The 25,654-nt window shown below is 55.7% G+C and carries 21 protein-coding genes; 17 read left to right on the top strand and 4 right to left on the bottom strand.

The window, feature by feature from the left end; translation table 11 throughout:
* Window positions 1-236: 236 nt before the first annotated feature.
* Window positions 237-2,054 carry a S9 family peptidase gene (locus HRQ60_RS09460; RefSeq protein WP_172195561.1) on the bottom strand — a complete coding sequence of 606 codons (1,818 nt, stop codon included), beginning with the start codon at window positions 2,052-2,054 and terminating at the stop codon, window positions 237-239.
* Window positions 2,055-2,289: 235 nt separating this feature from the next.
* Here HRQ60_RS09460 and HRQ60_RS09455 point away from each other — a divergent pair, with 235 nt between their 5' ends.
* The 11 genes from HRQ60_RS09455 (at window position 2,290) to HRQ60_RS09405 (ending at window position 15,140) form a co-directional block, all read left to right on the top strand.
* A complete protein-coding gene (locus HRQ60_RS09455; RefSeq protein WP_172195560.1) occupies window positions 2,290-2,988 on the top strand; it encodes an HAD family hydrolase in 699 nt (232 codons plus the stop codon).
* A 467-nt stretch (window positions 2,989-3,455) separates the two neighbouring features.
* Window positions 3,456-5,393, top strand: a complete 1,938-nt coding sequence (gene thrS, locus HRQ60_RS09450) for a threonine--tRNA ligase (RefSeq protein WP_172195559.1) — start codon at window positions 3,456-3,458, stop codon at window positions 5,391-5,393.
* A 234-nt stretch (window positions 5,394-5,627) separates the two neighbouring features.
* A complete protein-coding gene (locus HRQ60_RS09445) occupies window positions 5,628-5,846 on the top strand; it encodes a hypothetical protein (protein ID WP_172195558.1) in 219 nt (72 codons plus the stop codon).
* A gap of 173 nt (window positions 5,847-6,019) precedes the next feature.
* Window positions 6,020-7,288: a cell wall-active antibiotics response protein LiaF gene (gene liaF, locus HRQ60_RS09440; protein ID WP_246281245.1), complete on the top strand. Its 1,269-nt coding sequence runs from the start codon at window positions 6,020-6,022 to the stop codon at window positions 7,286-7,288.
* Between the two features lie 30 nt (window positions 7,289-7,318).
* Window positions 7,319-8,443 carry a sensor histidine kinase gene (locus HRQ60_RS09435; RefSeq protein ID WP_172195557.1) on the top strand — a complete coding sequence of 375 codons (1,125 nt, stop codon included), beginning with the start codon at window positions 7,319-7,321 and terminating at the stop codon, window positions 8,441-8,443.
* Complete coding sequence (locus HRQ60_RS09430; RefSeq protein ID WP_172195556.1) at window positions 8,355-9,014, top strand: response regulator; 660 nt, start codon at window positions 8,355-8,357, stop codon at window positions 9,012-9,014. Before HRQ60_RS09435 ends, HRQ60_RS09430 begins: the two co-directional genes overlap by 89 nt.
* A complete protein-coding gene (locus HRQ60_RS09425) occupies window positions 9,011-9,715 on the top strand; it encodes a class I SAM-dependent methyltransferase (RefSeq protein ID WP_172195555.1) in 705 nt (234 codons plus the stop codon). Before HRQ60_RS09430 ends, HRQ60_RS09425 begins: the two co-directional genes overlap by 4 nt.
* Window positions 9,716-9,972: 257 nt before the next feature.
* Complete coding sequence (locus HRQ60_RS09420) at window positions 9,973-11,622, top strand: S1C family serine protease (protein ID WP_172195554.1); 1,650 nt, start codon at window positions 9,973-9,975, stop codon at window positions 11,620-11,622.
* A gap of 170 nt (window positions 11,623-11,792) precedes the next feature.
* Entirely contained in the window at window positions 11,793-12,485 is a 693-nt protein-coding gene (locus HRQ60_RS09415; RefSeq protein ID WP_172195553.1) for a response regulator transcription factor, read from the top strand.
* A 19-nt stretch (window positions 12,486-12,504) separates the two neighbouring features.
* Window positions 12,505-14,031: a sensor histidine kinase gene (locus tag HRQ60_RS09410; RefSeq protein WP_172195552.1), complete on the top strand. Its 1,527-nt coding sequence runs from the start codon at window positions 12,505-12,507 to the stop codon at window positions 14,029-14,031.
* Window positions 14,032-14,177: 146 nt separating this feature from the next.
* Window positions 14,178-15,140, top strand: coding sequence for a 4-hydroxy-3-methylbut-2-enyl diphosphate reductase (locus HRQ60_RS09405; RefSeq protein WP_172195551.1), 963 nt, complete (start codon window positions 14,178-14,180; stop codon window positions 15,138-15,140).
* 97 nt (window positions 15,141-15,237) lie between these two features.
* Here HRQ60_RS09405 and HRQ60_RS09400 read toward each other — a convergent pair whose 3' ends face one another.
* From HRQ60_RS09400 to HRQ60_RS09390, 3 genes are read right to left on the bottom strand one after another with little or no spacing between them, the layout of a single operon-like run.
* Entirely contained in the window at window positions 15,238-15,921 is a 684-nt protein-coding gene (locus HRQ60_RS09400; RefSeq protein ID WP_172195550.1) for a LutC/YkgG family protein, read from the bottom strand.
* The gene (locus HRQ60_RS09395) at window positions 15,918-17,345 is read right to left on the bottom strand and encodes a LutB/LldF family L-lactate oxidation iron-sulfur protein (RefSeq protein ID WP_172195549.1); all 1,428 of its coding nucleotides are present in this window, start codon (window positions 17,343-17,345) and stop codon (window positions 15,918-15,920) included. The genes HRQ60_RS09400 and HRQ60_RS09395 overlap by 4 nt, the downstream gene beginning before the upstream one ends.
* Window positions 17,342-18,088: a (Fe-S)-binding protein gene (locus HRQ60_RS09390; RefSeq protein ID WP_172195548.1), complete on the bottom strand. Its 747-nt coding sequence runs from the start codon at window positions 18,086-18,088 to the stop codon at window positions 17,342-17,344. The genes HRQ60_RS09395 and HRQ60_RS09390 overlap by 4 nt, the downstream gene beginning before the upstream one ends.
* A 208-nt stretch (window positions 18,089-18,296) precedes the next feature.
* On the opposite strand from HRQ60_RS09390, the gene aldA reads away from it, so the two are divergent.
* The 6 genes from aldA (at window position 18,297) to serC (ending at window position 25,592) form a co-directional block, all read left to right on the top strand.
* A complete protein-coding gene (gene aldA, locus HRQ60_RS09385; RefSeq protein WP_172195595.1) occupies window positions 18,297-19,727 on the top strand; it encodes an aldehyde dehydrogenase in 1,431 nt (476 codons plus the stop codon).
* Between the two features lie 222 nt (window positions 19,728-19,949).
* Window positions 19,950-20,273: a PadR family transcriptional regulator gene (locus tag HRQ60_RS09380; protein WP_172195547.1), complete on the top strand. Its 324-nt coding sequence runs from the start codon at window positions 19,950-19,952 to the stop codon at window positions 20,271-20,273.
* A gap of 8 nt (window positions 20,274-20,281) precedes the next feature.
* Window positions 20,282-21,256: a permease prefix domain 1-containing protein gene (locus HRQ60_RS09375; protein WP_172195546.1), complete on the top strand. Its 975-nt coding sequence runs from the start codon at window positions 20,282-20,284 to the stop codon at window positions 21,254-21,256.
* 221 nt (window positions 21,257-21,477) lie between these two features.
* Window positions 21,478-22,542 (top strand): 3-deoxy-7-phosphoheptulonate synthase, encoded by a 1,065-nt coding sequence (gene aroF, locus HRQ60_RS09370; protein ID WP_172195545.1) that lies wholly within the window; start codon window positions 21,478-21,480, stop codon window positions 22,540-22,542.
* 281 nt (window positions 22,543-22,823) lie between these two features.
* The gene (gene glnA, locus HRQ60_RS09365) at window positions 22,824-24,248 is read left to right on the top strand and encodes a type I glutamate--ammonia ligase (protein WP_172195544.1); all 1,425 of its coding nucleotides are present in this window, start codon (window positions 22,824-22,826) and stop codon (window positions 24,246-24,248) included.
* Window positions 24,249-24,503: 255 nt separating this feature from the next.
* The gene (serC, locus tag HRQ60_RS09360; RefSeq protein WP_172195543.1) at window positions 24,504-25,592 is read left to right on the top strand and encodes a 3-phosphoserine/phosphohydroxythreonine transaminase; all 1,089 of its coding nucleotides are present in this window, start codon (window positions 24,504-24,506) and stop codon (window positions 25,590-25,592) included.
* The last annotated feature ends 62 nt before the right edge of the window (window positions 25,593-25,654 follow it).

Below are 25,654 nucleotides of genomic sequence, written 5' to 3'. Positions count from 1 at the left end.
TTGCCTAATGAAAACGATAATCGTTATCACTGGACGCAGTATCCACACATTAAAGCCGACGCGAAAGTTTGTCAATACCGACGAGAAGGTTAATGTTGAAGATTTTTGCGTACCTATGTCCGTGTCAGGGAGACGTCCTGCAGTCGGGCCGGGCCAAAAAGACCCGGACGGAGGCGAATGAACTCGCCCCGATCCGGGTCTTGATTGGAAGTAAGGTATATCGAAAAAAAGAAGAATCAGCCTTTTACAGAGGCCGGCTGCTCTTTGATGGCTTTTTCCAGGAATTCCAGTACGGCGCGGTATACCCGCATTTCATTTTCTTTTTTCGAGAAACCGTGACCTTCGTCTTCCAGCACGATATATTCCACATTCGCGCCTTTTTCCTGAAGAGCCCGCACGATCTGGTCGGACTCGGCCTGCACGACGCGAGGATCGTTGGCACCCTGGATCACCAGCATTGGCTTGGTCATCCCGTCCAGATACGTGATCGGCGAATAAGCGATCAGCTTTTCTTTGTCCGCGACCGGATCGCCGACCCATTTGTTCATGATCGGCTTCCAGTGTTCGGGAACCGATTCGATAAACGAGAACAGGTCGCTCGGACCGAAGATATCGACGACGGCTTTGAAATAATCGGCGTGTCGTCCGTGCAGGAGCAGCGCCATATAACCGCCAAAGCTTCCGCCCATCAACAGCAGCTTGTCCCGATCGGCGTAGCCGTTCTCCACGATCCAGTCCAGCCCGGCAATGTTGTCCAGTCTTGGTCCGTCTCCCCAATCGCCTTCGACGAGCTTGCAGAAGGACAGGCCGTAGCCGGTGGAACCTCGGAAGTTCGGAGCGAAGATGTTGAAGCCCCGGCTGACGAGGAACTGGAACAGCGAGCGGAAAGCGAGCCGTTCCGATGCCTGCGGTCCGCCGTGCGGCCACAAGATCGTATGTCCGTTGGCAGATTCCGCCGAAGCCCGGAAGAAGAGGGATTCGATCTTCAGTCCGTCGAACGACGGATAAGTGAGAACTTCCGGACGCACGAGCTGTTCTTCGGAGATGCCGGGTACGCCGTAATTCGTGCAGCGTGTCCACTCTTCGGACAAACGTTCTTTTTTGAAAATATTCGTCGGACTGACGGCGCTGCGGCCGAGCACATACAGATTGCCGCTGTCGGACACTTTGACCGAAGAGATGGCGTCCACCGGAAGCGGAACGCCGCCGAGAGCCCCGCTTTCGAGATCGTAGGTGTACAAATAGTCGGATACGCCTTTGCTTGCGGTCAGATAAAGCTGTCCGCGTTCTTTATCGTGGATAACGGAAGTGAAATCGACACCTTCGAGTTCAAGCAGCTTGGTCTTCGTCTCGCTTTCGACATCGTACCGGGCCAAATAAGAAAAATCGCCGCCCGCATTCGTCAGGAAATGCAGTTCGTGCTTGCCCGTAAATACGGAATCGGACACCGTATACTCGCCTTCGGCTTCCGGATCAAGCGAGACATGCTTATCGCCGAAGCAGAGGAAAGCGGGCGCATACGTATTGGCAAAATGTTTGACGTAAACGAGATATTCTTCTTTGGGACTGACGTCGATCAGGAAGATCGAGGCATCGCCGGAACCTTGAAGCACCGAAACTTCCTGGCCTGTCTTCAGGTCGCAGCACAAGGCGCTGAGATAGGTCGGATCTTCTTTGGTCGACGTATAATAGAGGCGTTTGCCGTCCTCCGAGAGGATCGGATTCATATGCCGGTGGCCTTCTTTGACGCACAGCGGAAGAAGTTCGCCTCCGTGCGGCTGCAGAGCGTAAAGCTGCGAATTTTCGTCGCCGTCATGATCGAATCCGGCAACGAGGAAGCGTCCGCGTTTGTCATATTGGATAGAATCGCAGCTCTGTCCGTTAAAAGTAAGCGGATACGGAAAAGTATTCGGAAGATCCATTGCCCAGAGATCGAACTTGCCGCTGAGATTGGTGCTGAACACAACCTGTCCTTCATCCGGACTGACCGCGAAATCCTGAATCGCGAACGTACGGAAGAACTGCTCGACATCGGGTTTTTTGAACGTTAGCATGGAATCCTCCTTGTGTCGGCTTGCAGCCGGTTAGTGGGATGGTGCAGGACGTACACTACATAAGATTCGCCGCAGCCAATGAAACTCCTGCCCAAATCGTATGAAAAACCGCCAATTCCAAATTGAGGAAACGGTCGATCCCGACCGAGAAGGAAGAGAAATGCGCGGAATGGGGTAATAAGAAATCATGGACATAACAAAATGAACATAATCCTATAGAGAAGGAGAGAACCCCATGAACCCATCCCCTACTTTTAACGCCGCCGGCATTGAGGTGATCGCCTTCGATCTGGACGGGACGCTGATCGACACGTCGGAAGCGATGTACGACGTCAACCACCGGGTATTCGAAGAGGCGATCCGAAACGGGGACGCCGCACACCAACCTTCCAAAGAAACGATTCGCTCGGCATTTGGCATGACGGGCCCAGAAGCATGGAAAGTGGTAGCAGCCGAGATGGACGAAGAGAAACAGGACCGTTACAAACAGCGTCACGACGAGCGGCTCGGAGAAGCCATGCGGGAGCGTTCCTACGCGCTTGACGGAGTTCCGCAGCTGCTTCGGCGGCTGTCGGGGAAGTATGAACTGGCAACAGCCAGCAACTGCGGCCAAGACTATCTGGACCGCGTATTGGACATCGACGATCTGGCCGGGCTAATTCGCTATCCGCTGTGTGCGGGAAACGTAGGAGCCAAGCGAAAAAGCGAGGTGCTGCAGGAACTGCTCCGGCGCAGCGGACGGGGAGCGGACCGCGTGCTGATGGTAGGGGACCGCAAATCCGATATCGAAGCGGCCAAAGAAGCGGGTGTAGCGGTGATCGGCGTTCGCTCGGAATTTGCCGAAGCCGGGGAACTCGACGGGGCGGACGCGGTGATCGACAGCATCGGTGAATTGGAGTCTCTGCTCCAAAGCTCCGCCGACCGTTCGGCCTGACCGCACAGCCGGCGAGAGACCGTATCCGTGCGGGAAGACGCGCCGGGCCAAGCCTTGACGCTTGCTGCGGTACCGCTTATAATGAACAGCAGCAAAAGCAACGACGAAGACAACAATGCCAGGTGCCCGGTACCGTCCCAGAGAGAGGAAACGATGGCTGAAATTTCCTCCGGATCGACCTGCATTTACCCCTTCCGAGCTGCGTTTTCGAACCCCTGACGTACGGCCGGCGGAGTCCTCCGCAAGCTTGAAGCATACGGGCAGTAGAGAACGCCGGACCGCACTTCCGTTATTGATGTGCTCAATGAGGGCTTATCGCCTGCCTTCGGTCCGAGAAGACCGGGTGGCGGACCTACGGCCGAATCAGGGTGGAACCACGGGTATAACGCTCGTCCCTTCGCGGGACGGGCGTTTTTTGCGCGCGTTTCGCGGCCCATTTTCCCAAATTTGAAGGAGGAATTTTAATCATGGCCATCTCTATCAGCCTGCCGGACGGCTCTGTCCGAGAATACGCGGACGGCAGCACCATCGAAGACGTCGCCGCGTCGATCAGCAGCAGCCTGCGCAAAAATGCGCTCGCCGGCAAACAAAACGGAATCGTGGTCGATCTCAGCACCAAGCTCGAGAACGGCGCGCAGATCGAAATCGTGATGCCCGGTTCGCCGGAAGGGCTTGAAGTGGTTCGCCACAGTACGGCCCACCTGACGGCCCAAGCGGTCCGCCGCTTGTTCGGTACGAAAGAAGTAAAACTCGGTATCGGTCCCGTGATCGAAGAAGGGTTCTACTATGATATGGATCTCGAGCACGGTCTGAATCCGGAAGATCTCCAGAAGATCGAAAAGGAAATGGAGCGGATCGTCGGCGAGAACCTGCCGATTACCCGCCGCGAAGTCAGCCGCGAAGAAGCATTGAAAATCTTCGGCGAGCTGGGTGACCCGTACAAGATCGAACTGATCGAAGCGCTGCCGGAAGAAGCTGCGATCACGATCTACGATCAAGGCGAATTCTTCGATCTGTGCCGCGGACCGCACGTACCGTCGACCGGCAAGCTCAAAATCTTCAAGCTGCTCAGCGTAGCCGGCGCTTACTGGCGCGGCGACAGCAAGAACAAGATGCTGCAGCGGATCTACGGCACGGCTTTCTTCAAAAAGGCCGAACTGGACGAGCATCTGCACTTCCTCGAAGAAGCCAAAAAGCGCGACCACCGGAAACTGGGCAAAGACCTCAAGATGTTCACGTTCAGCAATCTGGTCGGACAGGGTCTGCCGATCTGGCTGCCAAACGGTGCCAAGCTGCGCCGGACGCTGGAGCGCTATATCGTCGATCTGGAAGAAAGCCTCGGCTACCAGCACGTGTATACGCCGGTTATGGGCAACGTGGAACTGTACAAAACATCCGGTCACTGGGAACATTACCAGGAAGACATGTTCCCGCCGATGGAGCTCGACAACGAATCGCTCGTCCTGCGTCCGATGAACTGTCCGCACCATATGATGGTCTACAAAAACGATATGCACAGCTACCGCGAACTGCCGATCCGGATCGCCGAACTCGGTCTGATGCACCGGTACGAAATGTCCGGCGCGCTGACCGGCTTCCACCGCGTGCGCGCGATGACGCTGAACGACGCGCATATCTTCTGCCGTCCGGACCAGATCAAGGAAGAGTTCGGCCGCGTCGTGAAGCTGATCGCCAAAGTGTACGAAGATTTCGGCATCGACAGCTACCGTTTCCGTCTGTCTTACCGCGATCCGCAGGATACCGAGAAGTATTTCCAGAACGACGAGATGTGGGAAATGTCCCAGCGCATGCTGCGCGAAGTCGTCGAAGAACTCGACCTGCCGTTCTACGAAGCGGAAGGCGAAGCGGCGTTCTACGGACCGAAGCTCGACGTACAGATCAAAACGGCGCTCGGCAAAGAAGAGACGCTGTCGACCGCACAGCTCGACTTCCTGCTGCCTGAACGTTTCGAACTCGAATACGTAGGCGATGACGGCCAGAAGCATCGTCCGGTCGTTATCCACCGCGGCATCATCAGCACCATGGAACGCTTCACGGCATTCCTGCTGGAGAACTTCGCCGGCAATCTGCCGCTGTGGCTGTCGCCGATGCAGGCGAAGATCATTCCGGTATCGGGCAACTACAGCGAGTACGCCGAGCAGGTAGCGGAGAAACTTAGAGAATCCGGCATTCGCGTCGAGACGGATGTGCGCAACGAGAAGCTCGGCTACAAGATCCGCGAAGCCCAGCTGGAAAAAGCGCCGTACATGTTCGTCGTCGGCGAGAACGAGAAAGAAGCGGGCGGCGTGTCCGTACGCAAACGCGGCGAGGGCGACCTGGGCGCCAAGCCGCTGGACGAAGTGATTGCCATGCTGCAGGAAGAGATCCGTACCCGCAAAATTTAACGGTCGACGCGAGTTCTTCTTGGGTTTCGAGGTTGGGCCGCTCCTTTCGGGGAGCGGCTTTTTGCTGTGCCTGCGGCTGCGCAGCCGGAACGTGCTCCGCCTTGCGACCGGGACAGCTCAGACTGCAGGCGGCCGTAAAGTTCACTCTCCGGCCGGATCGGAAGATCGTTCGCGCGCCGCTTCGTACCGCCGCCTTTTGGCCGCATACTGAAAAAAACGAAGGAGGCGCGGACAATGGGAACCTATGCACGCAGAAGAACGAGAAGAAACAAGCTGCTGAGCCAAGCTTACGGCTGGCTGTTCGGAAAGCGGGAGAATCGGGAGAACAGCGGTATGCGTACGGCGGAGGGTACTGCTTTTGATACGGGTGAGAGCACTCTGAGACGGGTGTTCGACTATACGCGGGAATTGAACCGGGAATTGACGATCGGCCTGCTGCGCAGCCGGTTCTGACCCGAACCTCGCTTACGGCCCGACTGCAGCGTCTCGGTCTTGAGACCGAGGCGACTTTCATTCCCGCGCCGCTTCCGCAAGAAGAAGCATTCCGGTAAAGTAAAAGCATAACCACGAAGTTCCCGGAACATGAACGAATGTTTCCGGCCCTTATACAAGAGGAGGAGAATATAATGAAGAAGAGCGGAGCGTTGTGGCTGATCGCAATCGGCGGTATTTTCCTGGCGTACCAGCTCGGATATATCAGTTTCAGTATCGGGGATTTGATTCGGACCTTCTGGCCGATGATTCTGATCCTGGTCGGACTGCAGCACTTGATCAGCAAAAAGAAGCACAGTTCGAGCCGGGCAGGCAATGTGATCCTGATTGCGATCGGCGGGTATTTCCAGGCCCGCAATCTGGAACTTACCGTACTCAGCCCGGGCGAATTTTTCAAATTCCTGATTCCGGCAGCGCTGATTGCAACCGGCATTTATGTCCTGTTGAAACCGAAAAGCTCGCCGGAATATCCGGTTCATCACTCCAACCAAGAAGAATTTCACGGCGGTATGCCGGGTACGCCGCCTGTCCCTCCAATGCCAATCGAGCCGCTCGAATCGCCGCTTGACCGCATGTTCGTGAATTTGGACAAAGAGGACCATGCTCCCGGCAGCGAATCTCGCAAACGGTACGACTGGCAGCCCGAAGAGGAAGAACACCGGGACTTCGGCGAACAAAGCCGCGAACGCTCCGGCAGTGCCGGAGAATTCCACAAAATCGGCGATATGGCCCGCGATTTGGGCAAACAGACCGCCGAGCAGATGCGCAGAATCGACTTTTCGCGTATCGCGGACGAAGTGAAGCAGGAAGTGGACAGCGCGATGAAAGATTTGAAAAAATCGATGCACAAGGATGGCGGCAAAAAAACGCATGCCGGCATCTCACTCGAAAAAGAGCCGTTCCCGGATTATTTCTCGGAAGACGACCGGTTCTACGACGACTGCCGGGAAGACGGCAGAGGCCGGGAGTACGATCGCTCGCAGATGAAGCAGGCACGCGAGAAAGCGGATAAAGGCAAAAAAGAGAAAATGGTGAACGAGTCGAGCTTCGTCGGCGATTACTATATCGGCAAAGATTATTTCCGGCTCAAACCGCTGAATATCTCCCACTTTATCGGCGACACGGTGATCGATCTGACCAAAGCGCAGATCCCTTACGGCACGACGAAGATCAATATCTCCTGCTTTATCGGCGATGTGGTCGTCTATGTCCCGAACGATCCCGAACTCGGCGTCCGCGCCAACAGCAGTTCTTTCCTGGGCGACCATAACGTACTGGGAAGCACAAGATCGGGGATTGTTAGCGGCGTGGACGAGACCCAGAATTACGACGAATGCGCCAAACGGATCAAAATTTCGGTAAGCTCTTTTATAGGGGATGTGCATGTGACAAGGGTCGGTTAATTCGATCAAGACGAGGTGAAGGGTGTCCTTATGGGGAACTTATTGAAAAACACCAAATGGGAACTGATTTTGTACTTCCTGCTCAGCGGCGGAATTCTCGCCGCTTTGTTGTATTGGTTCAGCCTGTACGGATTCGTACAGGTTTTTCCGCGAAAAATCTGGGTCTTTTATCTGCTGGCCGCCGTGCTTGTCGCGGTCATTACCGGTTATGTGGCGGGGCAGCGTATTCAGCGCCGGATCGATGTGCTGCATTACAGTATGCTTCAGGTGTCGCAGGGCAATCTGGGTCTGCGTCTGGGCGATACGGAAGACCAGTCGTTCACGCGCGTATACCGCGAATTTAATGCCATGATGAATTCGATCGAGACCAAGACCAAACTGCTGCAAAAGCTTGGGGAAAGCGACGCTGTCGGCAAAGAACAGCTGGTCGAGAGCGCCGTGCGCGAAGAACGCCGCCGGATGGCACGCGATCTGCACGACTCGGTCAGCCAGCAGATTTTTGCGATTCATATGTCTGCCGCTTCGCTGCCCAAAGTGCTGGAGCGAAATCCGGATGCGGCGGATGCGGTCATGCGGCAGCTGATCCAGATGTCCAATCTGGCCCAGCGGCAGATGCGTGCGCTTATTGCGCAGCTGCGGCCGGTCGAGCTGGAAGGGATCGCGCTGCCGGCGGCACTCGATCGCTGGTTCCCCGATTACTGTATCCAGAACGGGCTGAAAGGGGTCAAAGACGTCGAGCTCTGCAACGAGCTGTCCGAGGCGATCGAGCAGCAGCTGTTTCTGATCGTGCAGGAAGCGATGGCCAACATCGTCAAGCATGCCCAGGCCAATATCGTCAGCTTGTCGCTGCGCGAAAACGAGCGGCAGGTGCTGCTGTCGATCAGCGATGACGGACGGGGCTTCTCGGGCGGCGCCGCGCAGAAGCAGGGTTCCTACGGCCTGCTGACGATGCGGGAACGAGCAGAGAAGTTGGGCGGACGCGCAGAAATTTTGTCAAAACCGGGGGCGGGAACGACCATTCGGGTACATATTCCAAAATTCACAGAAGGAAAGGCAGTGGAGGAGCATGGAGAAGATCAAGATCCTGCTGGCGGACGATCACGACATGGTAAGAATGGGACTGAAGACTTACCTGATGCTGGAGCCGGGGTTTGAAGTTATCGGAGAAGCGGCAAACGGACGCGAAGTACTGGAACAGCTGCGGGCCTTATCCGCCGAGCAGGGCGTAATGCCCGATATGGTCCTGATGGATCTGATGATGCCGGAGATGAACGGTACCGAAGCGACCCGCCTGGTCGTGTCCGAATTTCCGTCTGTGCGCGTCGTGATGCTGACCAGTTTTCTCGAAGACAAGCTGGTGATGGAAGCGATCGAAGCGGGGGCGGTCAGCTATGTGCTGAAGACCGTTACGGCGGAAGAATTGATCTATGCGCTCAAAGGCGCTTATCGCGGTATGCCGGTGATGACGGGTGACGTCTCCCAGGCGCTTACGCGGGGGATTCGTCAGCGGACCGTGGAAGCCGATTCGTCGCCGCTGACCGAACGGGAAAAAGAAGTGCTGCTGCTGATCGCCGAAGGCATGGGCAACAAAGAGATCGGCGAAGAACTGCATATCAGTATCAAAACGGTCAAAACCCATGTCAGCAATCTGCTGATGAAGTGCGAACTGGAAGACCGGACACAGCTGGCGATCTATGCGCACCGTCAGGGGATGGTCCGGTTATGAGTCTAATGAAGGAAGCTTCTTCGGAAATCCAGAGGTTCCCGGAAGCGAACGGCGCGGTCGGCGACAACGGCAAATACCGCAAAATGTACGATCGTATCGCCCCTTTTTACAATGTATCGAACAAACTCTATTTCCGGTTGAAGTTCGGCGGAGAAGCGGCTTACCGGCGGCAGTTTCTGGATGAACTTGAGATCCCGCCCGGAGGACGCGTGCTTGAAGTTTCGTGCGGAACGGGAGACAACTTTCCTTACTTGCCCGAAAATATCGATCTGCACGGCCTGGATCTGTCGCTGGGGATGCTGAACGTCTGCCGCCGGCATCTGCGCAGGTGGAAACGATCCGCCTCGCTTTATCAGGCTTTGGCCGAATCGCTGCCGTTTGAAGACGATTCTTTCGATACGGTGTGCCATGTCGGAGGAATCAACTTTTTCAACGACGGGGCGCAGGAGGTCCGCGAAATGGTGCGTGTCGCCAAGCCGGGAACCAAGATCGTGATCGTCGACGAAACCGAACGGCTGGCTTCCGGAACCTACGAGAAGATTCCGTTTGTGGGCAGCCATTTCAAGAACCGGGCCGATATCCGAATTCCTCTCGAACTCGTTCCCGAAGGCATGCTTGAGGTGCAGGTACGTGAAATTTCCGGCGGATTGATGTACTGCCTGACTTTTCGACTGCCCGGCACAGCACCCCAATACGTTTAAAAAAAGACTTTCATGCAGCTTCTGTTCCTTTCGATTCGGGAGGGAAGAGGCTTTTTTGAATTATTTTGCGATTTACCGGCTTTCTTATCTATCTTTATACCTCTTTTAATGTGCAATTAAGGTTGTTGGGAGAAAATAAGGACAGAAGCAAACAGCGGCGCCGAACTTTTCGAAAACCGCTTCCTTACCCGGCTATCCCAAAAGCAGTTCACATTTACGTTATTCGGCATAGGCCGATACGCGAGGAGGAAATAGAGATGGACGAAAAGAAATACGGAAATTCTTTTGAAGACAACAATGCGGAAGGCCGTGCCCAGAGCGGCGGTCACAGCGAGAATCCCGGCAGAGGTTCCTCCGAGCAGAAAGGCACCAACCCGGATGGATCTTCTTATTACTATTCTTACGGGCCATTCCAGTCGGTCGGTTCCTCCGATCCGGAAGCGCCCAAAGTCCAGGAGGTCGAAGTGACGCCTCCGAGCGCCGTACGGGGATACGATTCCTACGGAACGCCAACCGGTTCGAACGGTTCCGCTCCGGGCGGAAAATCGGGCGGCAACTGGAATTACAATCAGAAGCCGAAGTCTTCGTTCAGAAATGCCCTGACTTCGTTCGCGGCGGGAGCGCTCGGCGCTATCGTCATTACCGGATCGGTCTTCACGGCGGGACACGCCGGCTGGTTCTCGGGCGAAGAAGCGGCGGCTACTCCGGCTGCAGCTGCGGCGACCGCACCGGCGAATCCGAGCGGCGTGTCCACCGCAGCCTATACGATCGCTTCGTCCAAGGATATCTCGGACGTCGTGAATCAGGCCAGCCCTTCGGTCGTCAAGATCGAAACGCTGTCGAAAGGCGGATCTTCAAGCACGCAGGGCAACTATAACGATCCGTTCTTCCGGTACTTCTACGGCGATTCCCAAGGCAGCGAAAATAACGGCGGCTCCGGCACAAACTCCGAGTCTTCGCCGGATCAGCTGACTCCGCTGGGACTCGGAACAGGTTTCATTTTCGATAAAGAAGGCTATATCCTGACGAACAATCACGTGGTTGAAGGCGGAGACGTGATCCAGGTTACGCTGGACGGTACGACCAAGCCTTACGAAGCGAAATTGCTCGGTCATAGCGCCGATCTTGACCTGGCGGTTCTGAAAATCACCAGCACCGACGGCAGCGACTTCCCGTATATCTCGCTGGGCGATTCCGATGCCACGGCAATCGGCAACTGGGTAGTGGCGATCGGCAATCCGGAAGGTTTCGAACATACGGTAACGGCCGGTGTCCTGAGCGCCAAAGAACGTCAAATTTCCATTGCCGACGAAACGACAGGCAAAGCGACCGAATACAAGCATCTGCTGCAGACCGACGCGTCGATCAATCCGGGCAACTCCGGCGGTCCGCTGCTTAATCTGAACGGCGAAGTGATCGGCATGAACACGGCCGTCAGCACCGAAGCGCAGGGAATCGGTTTCGCGATTTCTTCCAACACGATCAAGGGTGTCGTCGAACAGCTCAAGAACAACGAAGAAATTCCGAAAGAAGCCGTTCCGTTCATCGGTGCGAGCCTGACCACCATGTCCGACAGTATCGCGAAGCAGATGGGCGTCGCTACCAAGGAAGGTTCGCTGGTCAGCCAAGTGCTGTACGGATCTCCGGCTTACAAAGCCGATCTGCGCAGCTACGATATCATCACGGGTGTGAACGGTACGCCGTATGCGACCAGCCAGGATCTGATTACGGCGATCCAGAAGCTCAAAGTCGGAACGGAAGTTACGCTGAACGTCGTACGCAACGACAAAAAGGTGGATCTGAAAGTGACGGTAGGCGATCGGAACCAATACGACGAATCGGCTGCGGCCCAACAGAACAACAACAGCCAAAGCGACAACGGATTAACCAATCCGTTCGGCAGATAATCGTTTTGTCCGCTGCTGCGGCAGGACGCTCAATACGGCGGGAGGGGGATACCCCTCCCGCTTTTGATGCACGCTTTTGATGCCGGTTTTCGCGCCAAATCCGAAACGGGGTGCGCAAGTGCAGGAACGTTGTTACAATAATAGAAAAGAACGTAGAGGGGAACAAAAATATGCGATCCAATATTCTCGTTGTCGACGACGACGAAAAAATCATTTCCATGCTTCGAAGAGGGTTGGCTTTTGAAGGCTATGAAGTTCATACGGCACCCAATGGGGCGGAAGGTCTCAAAATGATGCGGACGACCGAACCCGACCTGCTTGTGCTTGACGTGATGATGCCGGAGGTGGACGGCTTCGAGGTGGTGCGCAGGCTGCGGGAAGCGGGCAGTGCCGTACCGGTGCTGATGCTGACGGCCAAAGACGAACTGGAGAACCGGGTCAAAGGGCTCGATCTGGGAGCCGACGATTATCTGGTCAAGCCGTTTGCGCTCGAAGAACTGTTGGCACGGGTTCGTGCGCTGCTGCGCCGCAAGACCGATACGGTGCGCGAAGACGACGGGGAACGTTTGAGTTTCGAAGATCTGGTCATGAATGTGGACTCGCGCGAAGTGACCCGGGGAGAGCGCAAAGTCGAACTCACCGCCAAAGAATTCGAGCTGCTTCACCTGTTCATGCTTAACCCGAGACGGGTTCTGTCGCGCGATTTGATCATGGACAAGATTTGGGGCTACGATTACAGCGGCGAATCCAACGTGCTTGAAGTCTATATCGCGATGCTGCGCCAGAAGACCGAAGATTCAAGCTCCAAGCGCCTGATCCAGACGATCCGGGGCGCCGGTTACATCTTAAGAAGCGATTCCTAAAAGGGGGCAGCCCTCTGTCATGTCTATCCGTTTACGTCTGACGGCTTGGTATTCGGGCATTCTCGCGCTGACGCTGTTGATGTTCAGTGCGATCATTTATACTTTCGTTTATTACAACACCTATCAAAATACGTACGATACTTGGCAGAGCCGTATTCGGGAACAGATTCGGCAGAGCATTGTCACCGATAATCAGGGCGTGGTCACTTCCGGGATCAATATCGACAATATTCTCAAAACGATCGACAGCCGTCTGTACGTGCAAATCTATTATTACAACGACGGCCTTCTGCAGCAGTCGGACAATATGACGTTTGGCAGCGGCGCTTTCAAGTTCGAGGTACCGCCGCTTGATGCCGTCAAGCAGGACTTCAGCCGGATCCGTTCCGAAGGACGGCCCTACCTGATGTACCAGCAGCTGCTGTTTCCCGCCAACGGTATCAAAACGCCGGTTCTGCTTCAGATTGCGGCCAGCACCGAAGAAGCGGAGAATATGCTGTCCGACCTGCGCTTCATTCTGCTGCTCGGTTCGGTATCCACGCTGATCCTCGCGGCCACACTCGGCATGTTCATGGCCCGCAAATCGATGGCACCGATCGGCAAAGTGATCGAAGCGGCGAACGCGGTCCAGACCAGCAGCGATCTGAGCGTCCGGATCGATTACGCCGGTCCGCAGGATGAAGTCGGTCAGCTCATCAGCACCGTCAACCGGATGCTGGCGCGTACCGAATTGTTCTACAAAGATCTGGAGGAATCCTACCGGGCCCAGCGCCGATTCGTTTCGGATGCTTCCCATGAGCTTCGTACGCCGCTGACCACGGTTCGGGGAAATACGGATCTGCTCAAAAAAATCTGGACGCTCGACAGCATGCCTTCCAATCTGAGCGAAGAAGATCTGCGCCAGATGTCGGTCGAAGCGATCGGCGATATCGCCGACGAATCCGAGCGAATGAGCCGGCTGATCGGGGATATGCTGTCGCTTGCCCGGGCGGACGCCGGACAAACGATGCAAAAAGAACTGCTGAAGCTGGGGCCTCTTGTTGAAGATGTGGTGCGCAGGGCGCAGTTCCTCCCTCACCGGGCAGAATGGGCTCCCGGCGATTTGAGCGCGCTGGACGGCATCGCGGTGATCGGCAACAAAGACTATCTACAGCAGATGCTGTTCATTTTTATCGAGAACGCGTTCAAATACACGGAGGAAGGCCAAGTGCTGCTGGATGTCGTCGTCTATCGGCAGCAGGTCGGCATCCGGGTCAAAGATACCGGTATGGGCATGGACAAAGATGAAGTTCCGCATATTTTCGAGCGCTTCTACCGGGCCGACGAATCCCGGGGCAAGACGCCGGGAACGGGTCTCGGGCTCTCCATCGCCAAATGGATCATCGACGAACATCAGGGCTCGGTCGAAGTGGTTACGGTCAAAGGGGAAGGAACGACCTTCATCATCTGGCTGCCGGCGCTGTTCCCCGAAATCCAGGCTGCGGCGGAAGTTGTCGAGGTAGAGAATCTCGAGGATGTGCAGATCGAAGAGGAAGACGGCAAATAGCTGGAAGCGGCGGAAGCACGGGGCGGTTTGCGCACAGCCGAGAGCTGCGCCGTGAACCGCCTTTCTTCGCGTCGTTCGATGCGGTATAATCGGGATATGCGCGAAGCTGCGCTTAAGCCATGAATCCGAAAGCAGGTGCAAAATAGATGGAAGTTCTACGTATTGCCCCGCGGGGCTATTGCTACGGCGTAGTCGACGCAATGGTACTCGCCAGACAAGCGGCCAAAAACCTCGATCTGCCCCGACCGATTTATATACTCGGGATGATCGTGCACAATGCGCATGTGACCCAGTCGTTCGAGGATGAAGGAATCGTGACGCTCGACGGACCGAACCGCCTCGAGATTCTGGAGAAGGTGGACAAAGGGACCGTTATTTTCACTGCGCACGGCGTTTCGCCGGAAGTGCGCAAGCGTGCCCGCGAACGCGGCCTGACGACGGTCGATGCGACCTGTCCGGACGTGACGAAGACACATGACCTGATCCGCGAGAAAGCGGGCGAAGGATACGAGATTATTTATATCGGCAAAAAGAACCACCCGGAACCGGAAGGCGCGATCGGCGTAGCTCCGGACCAGGTGCATCTGATCGAGAAGGAAGAAGAAATCGAAGCGCTGAACATTCCGCCGGGCAAAATCATCATCACGAATCAGACGACGATGAGCCAATGGGATATCAAGGCGATCATGAAAAAGCTGCTGGAGCGCTATCCGGGAGCCGAGGTGCACAACGAGATCTGCCTGGCGACCCAGGTACGTCAGGAAGCCGTAGCCGAGCAGGCCGGACAGGCAGACCTGGTTATCGTGGTCGGCGATCCGCGCAGCAACAACTCCAATCGTCTGGCGCAGGTATCCGAAGAAATCGCGGGCACGACCGCTTACCGGGTGTCCGACGTGAGCGAGATCAAACAGGAATGGCTGATGGGCATTTCCAAAGTAGCGGTGACCGCGGGAGCTTCGACGCCGACGCCAATCACCAAAGAAGTAATTCTATACCTGGAGCAGTTTGAAGAAAGCGATCCGTCCACTTGGGAGATCAAGCGTACGGTCGATATGAAAAAGCTGCTGCCGCCGGTGCGCGAGAAAACCAAAGCCAAAGCGGCCGAATAAAGCAGGGCAAGCTCTGCTTTTTGCAAAGCGGAGAAAAACGTAAGCCGGTTCTCGGAAGAGAACCGGCTTTTTGGTCTGCCAATGGATAGACAACGGGTCAGATCAGCACATACGTTGCTCTCAGCGGACCGTGCACGCCGACAACGAGCTGCATCTCGATATCGGCGGAGTTCGAGGGGCCGGAGATCAGATTGATGCAGGAGCCCAGAGAGCCGCCGGCTTCGTGGCGGCGGTTCATCTCTGCCATCGCCTGCGTCGAACGCGGAACAATCCGCTCCCATTCGATCACGGCGATATAATGCGAAGGCAGGAAATGCAGGGCGCGCCCCTGATCGGGCCGGCTTTCGAGCACAACCGTTCCGGATTCCGCCAGCGCGTAATCGGCGAATACCAATGCGATATTGGCGGCTTCCGCAAGCCGGATATTTTCTGCGCGGCCGGCCTGCGCCGACCAGACGGAATCGCCCAGGAAAGAGAGTCCGTACCGCATAAAGCGGGGATCGCCGGAGCGTATAACCGGGCCTCCGCCATAGCCGGCAATCAGATCGTCGAGCGTCCGCTGCAGCAGATCCGGCGTCGATTCGATCACCTGGGTATGGATGAAAAAACATTGTTCTTTCAAAATCTCGACCAGCTGCTCCGGTGTCCGGTCGGCCAACTGTTCCAGATGGACATTGTGCTTCCAGGCGGGACGCTGTACACCGTCCGTCCGCCGGGGACGTCCCAGGCTGTCGGCGACGCGGTCTAGAAACGCGCTTCGGTTCGAAGGTTGAGCATTCATGAATGGCCGCCTCCTTCGCGATGAGGATACCAGTCCCGGAAGCCGTCCCGCTTCTTCACCGGCTGCGGCAGATCGCGGCTGCCGATCCAGCCGGAGAGCGGCGCGGGACCGCGTACGATCCGGCCGTGCTTGCTCAGCAGCGTGCTCATCGGATTCGCAAGCCGCAGCGTTCCGGCGAACAAGGCGGGCGAAGACAGCACTTTTCCGACCGCTTTCATCTGAATCCGATCGACGCTTCCTGTCCTTCCCTGGGAGACGATATTCTGTCTGTGCAGGACCAACTGCTGATGCAGCGGGATCTTCACGGGACAGACATCCGTGCAGGCGCCGCACAGACTTGAAGCGTACGGCAGTTCCTTGTAGTCGTCGTAACCGCCAAGCAGGGGAGTGATGACCGCGCCGATCGGGCCCGGATAGATCGAACCGTAGGCATGGCCGCCGATATGCCGGTAGACCGGGCAGACGTTCAGACAGGCGCCGCAGCGGATACACTGCAGCGCTTCATGGAATTCGCTCGCCAGAATGTCCGAGCGTCCGTTGTCGACGATCACCAGATGGAACTCTTCGGGACCGTCGGTATCCCCTTCTTCACGGGGGCCCATAACGGTGATGTAGCTGGTCAGCTTCTGCCCTACCGCGCTGCGGCAGAGCAGGTTGTCGAGCACTTCCATCTCTTCGAGTGTCGGCACGATCCGCTCCATGCCCATGACCGCGATATGCGTCGGCGGCAGGGCGGCGGTCAGATCTCCGTTGCCTTCGTTGGTCACGAGATTGATCGCGCCCAGATTGGCGACCGCAAAGTTGCAGCCGGTAATGCCGATCTCGGCTTCGAGAAATTTCTCGCGCAGCACGGTCCGGGCGAACCGGGCCAGGTGCTCGGGGGTTTCGTCGCCTTCATAGTTCAGTTTGGCGGCGAACACGTCGCGAATCTGTTCCCGATTCTTGTGCAGGGCGGGTGCCACGATATGCGAAGGCGGATCCCAATCGTCTTCCTGCAAAATATACTCGCCGAGATCGCTCTCGATCACTTCGCATCCGGCTTCCAGCAGAACGCGGTTCATCTCGATTTCTTCGGTGACCATCGATTTGGATTTGACGATTTTGCGCGCTTGTTTGCTTTTCACTACACCGAGAATATATCCGCTCGCTTCTTCTTTTGTCCGTGCAAAAAAGACATGCCCGCCCCGGCGTTCCACGTTGTCCGCCATCTGCTCCAGATAATAGTCGAGGTTCGCAAGCGTATGCTGGCGAATCTGTTGGCCAAGCTCCCGCCAGGCTTCCCAGTCGCCGAGCGCCGTGGCTGCCGTCAGTCTGCGCGTCTTGAGACTGTCCTGCGCCGAACCGACCGCCCCGCGCATAAAGGCATCGCCGATTCCGTCTGCGGTGCGAGCGCCGAATGCCCTGTTGTCCGTTTTCAGACTCATGATGTTGTGCCTCCTTTGACCGGGTCCGCCGCGCAGTTCAGCACTTCGGCGATATGCATGACTTTGATCTCCTGCCTCGTTCTCGACAAACGGCCGCCGATATTCATCAAGCATCCCATGTCCGCGCTGATGAGATAGTCGGCGCCGGTATCGACGACGCACGCGCTTTTCTCGTCGGCCATCTGCTGCGAAATGTCGGGCATTTTGACGGAAAAGGTTCCGCCGAATCCGCAGCAGTTGTCGGCGTTTGCGAGCGGCGCCAGCTCCAGCCCGTCGACGCGATCAAGCAGCAGAAAAGGCGTTTCCGTTTCCCCGAGCAGCCGGCTCATATGACAGGAGCGATGATAGGCGGCACGTCCCTGCAGGCGTGCGCCGACATCGGTAATGCCGAGTACGCGTACGATGAACTGGGTAAATTCGAACGATTTGTTTTTGAGTGCAATCGCTTTCAACTCCCAGGTGGGATCGCCTTTGAAAATATGGGGAGACTCGTGGAACATGGCGACGCAGGAGCCCGAAGGGCCTACGACATAGTCGGACTGTTCGAAAGCGACCATCATATTGATCATGGCCTGCTTCGATTCTTCGAGATAACCGCTGTTGTAGGTCGGCTGTCCGCAGCAGACTTGAGAAGCGGGGAAATCCGTTTCGCAGCCCAGACGTTCAAGGACTTCGACCATCGATCTGCCGACGCCGGGGAACATGAGATCGACCAAGCAGGTCGAGAAGATGCTGACTTTCATTCGCAATCCCTCCTTTTCCCTTCTATTGTACTCCGACGGACATCGCTTGAAAACCACAAGTAGACAAAAATAAAATAAAAAACATCACAAAACCACATTAAAATGCGTAAAAATGTTGACAATAAAAATTGATAACGTTTACAATACAATAGAAGAAACAGATTTTAATCCCATTTCTGAGGAGGCAGTACCGGTGCAAAAACATCAAATGTATATCGACGGGCAGTTTACGGATGCGGAAAACGGAGAGTGGATGGATGTAACCAACCCGGCGACGGACGAGACGGTCTCGCAGGTGCCCAAAGCGACCCGGGCCGATGTAGCTCGGGCGATCGACGCGGCGGAAGCGGCACAGACGGCCTGGGAAGAAACGCCGGCCGTGGAACGCGGAGTCTATCTGCACCGGATCGCGGCCGGCATTCGCGAGCAGGCGGAAGAAATTGCACGGCTGATTTCCGAAGAAGTGGGCAAGACGCTCGAGCTGTCGACGGTGGAGGTCAACTTCACGGCGGACTATATGGATTATATGGCGGAATGGGCGCGGCGTTACGAAGGCGAGATCGTTCAGAGCGACCGCGACAACGAGCATATTTTCGTATTCAAACGAGCGATCGGGGTCACGACCGGCATTCTGCCGTGGAACTTCCCGTTTTTCCTCATTGCCCGCAAGATGGCACCGGCTCTGATCACTGGCAATACGATTGTGGTCAAACCCAGCGTCGAGTCTCCGAACAATGCGATCGCTTTTGCGAAAATCGCGGATCAAGCCGGTCTTCCAAAAGGCGTATTCAATCTGGTGACGGGAAGAGGCGGAGAAGTCGGCAGCGAACTTGCCAGCAACCCGAAGGTAGGCATGGTCAGTCTGACGGGCAGCGTGCCTGCCGGACAGAAAGTCATGGAAGCTGCCGCCGAGAATATTATCAAAGTCAGCCTGGAGCTTGGCGGCAAAGCGCCGGCAATCGTGCACAAAGACGCGGATCTCGATCTTGCGGTCAAAGCCGTCGTCGATTCACGGGTCATCAATACCGGTCAGGTATGCAACTGCGCCGAACGTGTCTATGTGCACGAGGAGATCAAGGAAGAGTTTACAAGCCGGCTTGTCGAAGCGATGAAGGCGGTCAAATACGGCGATCCTTTGCAGAATACCGATATCCAGATGGGCCCTCTGATCAACAAGGAAGCGCAGAATTCGGTTCAGGCCAAAGTCGATCGGGCGGTCGAACAAGGCGCAAAGCTGCTGCTCGGCGGCAAAAAAGTCGAAGGCAAAGGCAGCTTCTACGAGCCGACCGTGATCGGAGATGCGACCAACGGCATGGAGATTATTCAGGAAGAGATTTTCGGACCGGTCATCCCGATCGTATCGTTCAAGACCCTCGACGAAGCGATTGCGCTTGCCAACGACAGCGAATTCGGCCTGACCTCTTCGCTGTATACGCAGAATCTCAATGTGGCGATGAAAGTGGTCAAACGTCTGAAATACGGAGAGACCTACATCAACCGCGAAAATTTCGAAGCGATGCAGGGGTTCCATGCCGGCTGGCGAAAATCGGGGATCGGCGGAGCGGACGGCAAGCACGGACTGAACGAATATCTGCAGACCCAGGTCGTCTATCTGCAGTACGACAAAGATATTCAATAAGAACCGGGTCACCGGCTCGGACATCGGATGCGGAGAACCGCCTACAGGCGCGTTCTTCGCTTTTTTTGCGTAGTGATAGAGTTCAGAATATTTCTCTTGAGGATAAGTCCGGCTTTTTCGCAATAAACTACTTTACCTGTCGTAGTAATCGTGATACATTGAAACCAATCCAATACTACGACAGATGCAGTAAAAACAATGAACAAAAAAGGAGGGAAACCGTTGATTAGCAGCGACGTCATCCGGGGATACAACGATACGATGATTTTGTATATGCTGCTGGAGAGAGAATCGTACGGCTACGAAATCTCGAAAAATATCCGCAGATTGTCGCAAGAAAAGTATGTGATGAAAGAGACGACTCTTTATTCGGCTTTTACGCGTCTGGAGAAAAACGGCTGTATCTCTTCTTTTCACAAGGACGGAGAAGCGGGCAAGCGGCGTACCTATTACCGGATTACGGACGAAGGTCAGGCTTATTATCGGGAAAAATGCATCGAGTGGCAGCTCACGCAGGAAGTCGTCAATACATTCATAAAGGAGTAGTGAAGACGATGGACGTATTAAAAGCCTATCTGGACAGTTTATTTGCCGCATGGCCGCGCAGCGATCAAGTACTGGCTTTGAAACGCGAGATGCTCGATACGATGGAGGACAAATACGAAGAGTTGAAGCAGGATGGCAAATCGGAGCATGAAGCGATCGGGATCGTCATCTCGGAATTTGGCAGCGTCGACGAACTGATGGACGAGTTGGGGATTATACCTTCCGCTGCAAGCGGGGACACCCCTGTGTTGACAGAAGAAACGGTACAGGGCTATGAAACGGTCGTCAGACGTTCTTCGCGGTTTCAGGCACTGGGCTGGCTGCTCGTTTTGTTTGGCGTCGCTGCCATGGTTCTGATTGCGGCATGGAACGAAAACGGCGTATTGGGCGGGATATCGGAAAATACGGGCTATCTGTTGGCAGTGATCGCGGCATTTGTGCTGGGGGTGCCCGCGATTGGACTGTTTATCGCAAGCGGAAGCGGCAAAGAAAAGTACCGGGTGCTGGGCGAAGACTTTGAGCTTTCCCCCGGAACCCGGGCAGATGTCGAACGGCGCAAGGAGACATTTCGCCCGGTACGCGTCCGTTCGATTGTGACGGCCGCTTGTCTGGGAACAGTGTCGCCGGCGGCTGTATTGGTCGCGGCCATGCGCGGAGAAAGCCAGACCCCGTACGGGGCGGCGGTCATGCTGGCGCTGCTCGGCATCGTTATCTTCCTGTTCATGTATTCCGGCGGTATTGAGGAAGGGTACCAGAAGCTGCTGCAACTTGGCGAATATACACCCGAGAAAAAGGAAGAGAACCGGGTGATCGGCCGGATTGCCACTGTTATATGGCCGCTCGCGCTGATCGTCTTCCTGGTCAGCGGATTCGGGTATGAACGCTGGGATGTGAACTGGTTGGTATTTCCCGTTACGGCCGTTTTGTTCGGAGCGATCGGCGGCGTGTACGGCATGCGGCATAAACCGAAACAAAAAGCCTAGCCGGAGCGGCGGCTGTGCGATCGGCAGTGGGGGGAGTACTCGGCATCTGAAAACCGAACTTGATTCTTTGCTCTTCGGGTTGACGAAGGGCTATTTTTTTGTTAAAATTACTTTAGTGGTTAAAAGCCTAAAAGCGTAGAAGCGTCTAAGCGCGGAAGAGAACATCGACTGAAGCCAAAAGGGACCCGGTTCCCATTCCCATATCGAAAGGAAGAGATCCCATGATCGCTATTTTATCGAACCAAGCTCCGGAGGAGCAGCTGCAGGAAGTCATTCGCGTTATCGAAAAAGAAGGCTTGACCGTTCACCTGTCGAGAGGAGCCGACCGTACCGTTGTAGGCCTGATCGGCAAAGCCGAGCCGAGACTGGCCGAGCATCTGCGTCAGATGAAAGGCGTGGAGGACGTCGTGAAGATTTCCAAGTCGTACAAGCTGGCCAGCCGCGATTTCCATCCGGAAGATACGGTCATCCAGATCGGCGACGTCAAGATCGGCGGCGGAGAACTGGTGGTCATGGGCGGACCGTGCGCGGTCGAATCGCCGGAGCAGATCGATGAGATTGCCCGCCTGGTCAAAGCCGCGGGCGGACAGGTGCTGCGAGGAGGCGCGTTCAAGCCGCGCACCGGCCCTTACAGTTTCCAGGGTGTCGGTGTGGAAGGTCTGATCATGATGGCCGAAGCGGGCAAGAAGCACGGTCTGCTGACCATTACGGAAGTCATGACGCCGGAGTATGTCGATATCTGCGCGGAATACGCGGATATTCTGCAGATCGGCACGCGGAATATGCAGAATTTCGATCTGCTGCGCAAGCTGGGAACCTGCGGACGGCCCGTCCTGCTCAAACGCGGTTTCAGCTCGACGTACGACGAACTGCTTAATGCGGCCGAATACATCCTCGCCGGCGGCAACCCCGACGTGATGCTGTGCGAGCGCGGAATCCGCACGTTCGAACCGTACACACGCAACACGCTTGATTTGGCGGCGATTCCTGCTCTGCAAAGCCTCAGCCATCTGCCGGTTATTTCCGATCCGAGCCACGGGACCGGACGCCGCGAGCTGGTCGAGCCGATGGCCAAAGCTTCCGTTGCCGCCGGTGCGGACGGCCTGATTATCGAAATGCATACCGATCCCGACAATTCCATGACGGGTGACGGCGTGCAGTCGCTGTTCCCGGATCAGTTCGCCGGACTGCTCAAAGATCTGGAGCAGCTTTCCCCGATTGTAGGCAAAAGTTTCGCTACGCCGAAGGCCGAAGCGGAGTCTTTTAAAAATTGGGCGATCGTCTAAATTTTGAACGCCGGCGTCCCTAAAATGCTGCCTGCTTTGCCATCTTGCATAATCGAACAAGCCCGCGTCGTGCCGCCGTTTGCGGCCGACGTCGGGCTTTGTTGATAAGCGGCTTTAAATTTCACGAAAGTGTGAGCATAACTCACATTATCGTAAAAAATACCTAACATGAGTCTTGACGGCTAAATTGCGTCGTTTTATAATGACGACAGCTAAAAAAGAGCATGAACGTTTCATAACGCATATCCGTTCAATGTTCGGAAATTTGGGGGGAAAGTGACATGTCGGTACAAAAAGTATTGAAGCTTATTCAAGAGAACAACATCGAGTGGGTTGATTTCCGTTTCGTGGATCTGTCGGGAAAAGCACATCACATCTCCGTTCCTGCAAGTGCGGTTGAAGAAGAAACGTTTGAAAACGGGGTAGCTTTCGACGGTTCGTCGATTCCGGGCTTCCGCGGTATTGAAGAATCGGATATGGTCATGATGCCGGATCCCGAATCGGTATACATCGACGCTTTCACCGCTCATCCGACATTGAACATCATGTGCAACATTCACACGCCGGACGGCGAACGTTACGACCGCGATCCGCGCAATATTGCCGAGAAAGCCGAAGCGTTCCTTCAAACGAGCGGCGTGGGTTCGGAAGCTTTCTTCGCACCGGAATCCGAATTCTTCATCTTCGACGACGTCCGCTATCACAGCGGCATGAACAGCTCTTCGTTCCATGTCGATTCGGAAGAAGCGGGCTGGAATACGAACCGTACGGAAGAAGGCGGCAACCTGGGCTTCAAAGTGCCGGTCAAAGGCGGTTACGTGCCGGTTGCTCCGGTCGACAGCCAGCAGGATATCCGCAGCGAAATGTGCCGTCTGCTTGAAGAAGCCGGCCTCGTGATCGAACGTCACCACCACGAAGTGGCGACGGCGGGACAAGCGGAGATCAACTTCCGTTTCGATACGCTCAAGAAAACGGCAGACAACCTGCTCAAATACAAATACATCGTGCACAACACGGCCCGCCAATACGGCAAAACGGCAACGTTTATGCCTAAACCGCTCTTCGGTGACAACGGCAGCGGCATGCACGTTCACCAATCGATCTTCAGAGACGGCAACCCGCTGTTCTATGAAAAAGGCGGCTACGCCAACCTGAGCGAAATGGCTCTGCACTACATCGGCGGCCTGCTCTACCATGCTCCTTCGCTGATCGCATTGACCAACCCGAGCACGAACTCGTTCAAACGTCTGGTTCCGGGTTACGAAGCACCGGTTAACCTGGTCTTCTCGAAAGGCAACCGTTCCGCGGCTGTGCGTATTCCGGTAGCTGCTGTAACGCCTAAAGGCTGTCGCGTCGAGTTCCGTACACCGGACTCCACGGCCAATCCGTACCTCGCATTCTCGGCGATGCTGATGGCCGGCCTGGACGGAATCAAGAAGAAGATCAACCCGATCGAGCTTGGTTACGGCCCAGCCGACAAAAACCTCTACGATCTGCCGGAAGAAGAAAAGTCGCAGATCCGCAGCGTTCCGGCTTCGCTGGAAGAAGCGCTTGATTCGCTCGAAGCGGACAGCTCGTTCCTGACCGAAGGCGGCGTCTTCTCGGAAGATTTCGTAGCGAACTACATCGCGTTCAAACGCGCCGAAGCCAAACAGGTTGCGGTTCGCGTTCACCCGCACGAATACAGCCTGTACTACGACTGCTAATCGCCTCTCGGGCGATCACGGAGTTACCTTTCGCTGTTCGACAACCGGCTTCCGCTTTGTATCAGAGCGGAAGCCGGTTTTTTATTTTTGCTGCGAATACAGCCAAATCCGAACATTGTTCGAAAAATGGCGAAAAACGTACAGAATGCGGAATATGGCTCATCACCGCTTTGTCGCGTCGAGGTTTTACTTGAAGTAATGTTAGATTGCTGTTATGATTAACCCTAAATTAGGGCTTGAGGGGGCAAACGATTCATGGGCAAACGGGCTTACAACTTTAATGCGGGACCGGCGGCGCTGCCGCTCGAAGTACTGGAACGTGCGCAGGCGGAATTCGTGGAATTTCAGGGAACGGGTATGTCGATCATGGAAATGTCTCACCGCGGAGCGGTCTACGAGAGCGTACATAACGAGGCACAGGAACGGCTGCTGAAGCTGCTGGGCAATCCGTCCGGTTACAAGACGCTCTTCCTGCAGGGCGGAGCCAGTACCCAGTTCGCCATGATCCCGATGAATCTGTTGACTCCGGGCAAACAAGCGGGTTACGTCATGAGCGGAAGCTGGGCTTCCAAAGCCGCCAAGGAAGCGAAGCTGATCGGCGAGGTTTATTCGGCCGCTTCGACGGAAGGCGACAAGTTTACCCGGATGCCTTCGCAAGACGAGATCGAAATTCGGGAAGATTCGGCTTATCTGCATATCACGTCCAACGAGACGATCGAAGGCGTGCAGTATGCCGAATATCCGGATACCGGCGGCGTGCCGTTGGTCGCGGATCTATCCAGCGATATTTTCTGCCGTCCACTCGATATCGAGAAGTTCGGTCTGATCTATGCCGGTGCCCAGAAGAACCTCGGTCCTTCCGGCGTAACCGTCGTGATCGCCAAGGAAGAGCTGCTGTCGGCCGAAGTGAAGAACATCCCGACCGTTTTCCGCTACAGCACGCATTTGTCGAACAATTCGCTGTACAATACGCCGCCTTCTTTCTCCATTTATATGGTCAATCAGACGCTGCGCTGGATCGAAGAGCAGGGCGGTCTGGAAGGCGTCGAAGCCAAGAACCGGGCCAAAGCGAATCTGCTGTACGACACGATCGATAACAGCGGCGGATTCTACAGCGGAGTTGCCCAAACCGGCAGCCGCTCGCTGATGAACGTCACGTTCCGACTCGGCTCCGAAGAACTGGAGAAAGCTTTTGCCAAAGAAAGCGAACAGCACGGGTTTGTGGGTCTGAAAGGACATCGCAGCGTCGGCGGTCTGCGCGCTTCGATCTACAATGCCGTTCCGCATGAAAGTGTCGCAGCGCTGGTCGACTTTATGGGAGACTTCGCCAAACGCAACGGTTGACCCCGGGAACGCCTGCAGGCGTTCCTCATGCCGTGCGTTTCCGGACCGCCTCCGGTTGTTCG

The organism is Saccharibacillus qingshengii (assembly GCF_013185195.1).
GTDB lineage: Bacteria > Bacillota > Bacilli > Paenibacillales > Paenibacillaceae > Saccharibacillus > Saccharibacillus qingshengii.
This window is presented reverse-complemented; position numbering and strand designations above follow the sequence as displayed.

Coding starts and splice junctions, on each gene's coding strand:
- HRQ60_RS09455 (WP_172195560.1), top strand. CDS start 2,290: ATGAACCCATCCCCTACTTTTAACGCCGCCGGCATTGAGGTGATCGCC.
- HRQ60_RS09410 (WP_172195552.1), top strand. CDS start 12,505: ATGTCTATCCGTTTACGTCTGACGGCTTGGTATTCGGGCATTCTCGCG.
- glnA (WP_172195544.1), top strand. CDS start 22,824: ATGTCGGTACAAAAAGTATTGAAGCTTATTCAAGAGAACAACATCGAG.
- HRQ60_RS09420 (WP_172195554.1), top strand. CDS start 9,973: ATGGACGAAAAGAAATACGGAAATTCTTTTGAAGACAACAATGCGGAA.
- HRQ60_RS09445 (WP_172195558.1), top strand. CDS start 5,628: ATGGGAACCTATGCACGCAGAAGAACGAGAAGAAACAAGCTGCTGAGC.
- serC (WP_172195543.1), top strand. CDS start 24,504: ATGGGCAAACGGGCTTACAACTTTAATGCGGGACCGGCGGCGCTGCCG.
- HRQ60_RS09375 (WP_172195546.1), top strand. CDS start 20,282: ATGGACGTATTAAAAGCCTATCTGGACAGTTTATTTGCCGCATGGCCG.
- HRQ60_RS09400 (WP_172195550.1), bottom strand. CDS start 15,921: ATGAATGCTCAACCTTCGAACCGAAGCGCGTTTCTAGACCGCGTCGCC.
- HRQ60_RS09415 (WP_172195553.1), top strand. CDS start 11,793: ATGCGATCCAATATTCTCGTTGTCGACGACGACGAAAAAATCATTTCC.
- HRQ60_RS09435 (WP_172195557.1), top strand. CDS start 7,319: ATGGGGAACTTATTGAAAAACACCAAATGGGAACTGATTTTGTACTTC.
- HRQ60_RS09390 (WP_172195548.1), bottom strand. CDS start 18,088: ATGAAAGTCAGCATCTTCTCGACCTGCTTGGTCGATCTCATGTTCCCC.
- HRQ60_RS09405 (WP_172195551.1), top strand. CDS start 14,178: ATGGAAGTTCTACGTATTGCCCCGCGGGGCTATTGCTACGGCGTAGTC.
- aroF (WP_172195545.1), top strand. CDS start 21,478: ATGATCGCTATTTTATCGAACCAAGCTCCGGAGGAGCAGCTGCAGGAA.
- HRQ60_RS09430 (WP_172195556.1), top strand. CDS start 8,355: ATGGAGAAGATCAAGATCCTGCTGGCGGACGATCACGACATGGTAAGA.
- liaF (WP_246281245.1), top strand. CDS start 6,020: ATGAAGAAGAGCGGAGCGTTGTGGCTGATCGCAATCGGCGGTATTTTC.
- thrS (WP_172195559.1), top strand. CDS start 3,456: ATGGCCATCTCTATCAGCCTGCCGGACGGCTCTGTCCGAGAATACGCG.
- HRQ60_RS09460 (WP_172195561.1), bottom strand. CDS start 2,054: ATGCTAACGTTCAAAAAACCCGATGTCGAGCAGTTCTTCCGTACGTTC.
- HRQ60_RS09425 (WP_172195555.1), top strand. CDS start 9,011: ATGAGTCTAATGAAGGAAGCTTCTTCGGAAATCCAGAGGTTCCCGGAA.
- aldA (WP_172195595.1), top strand. CDS start 18,297: ATGTATATCGACGGGCAGTTTACGGATGCGGAAAACGGAGAGTGGATG.
- HRQ60_RS09395 (WP_172195549.1), bottom strand. CDS start 17,345: ATGAGTCTGAAAACGGACAACAGGGCATTCGGCGCTCGCACCGCAGAC.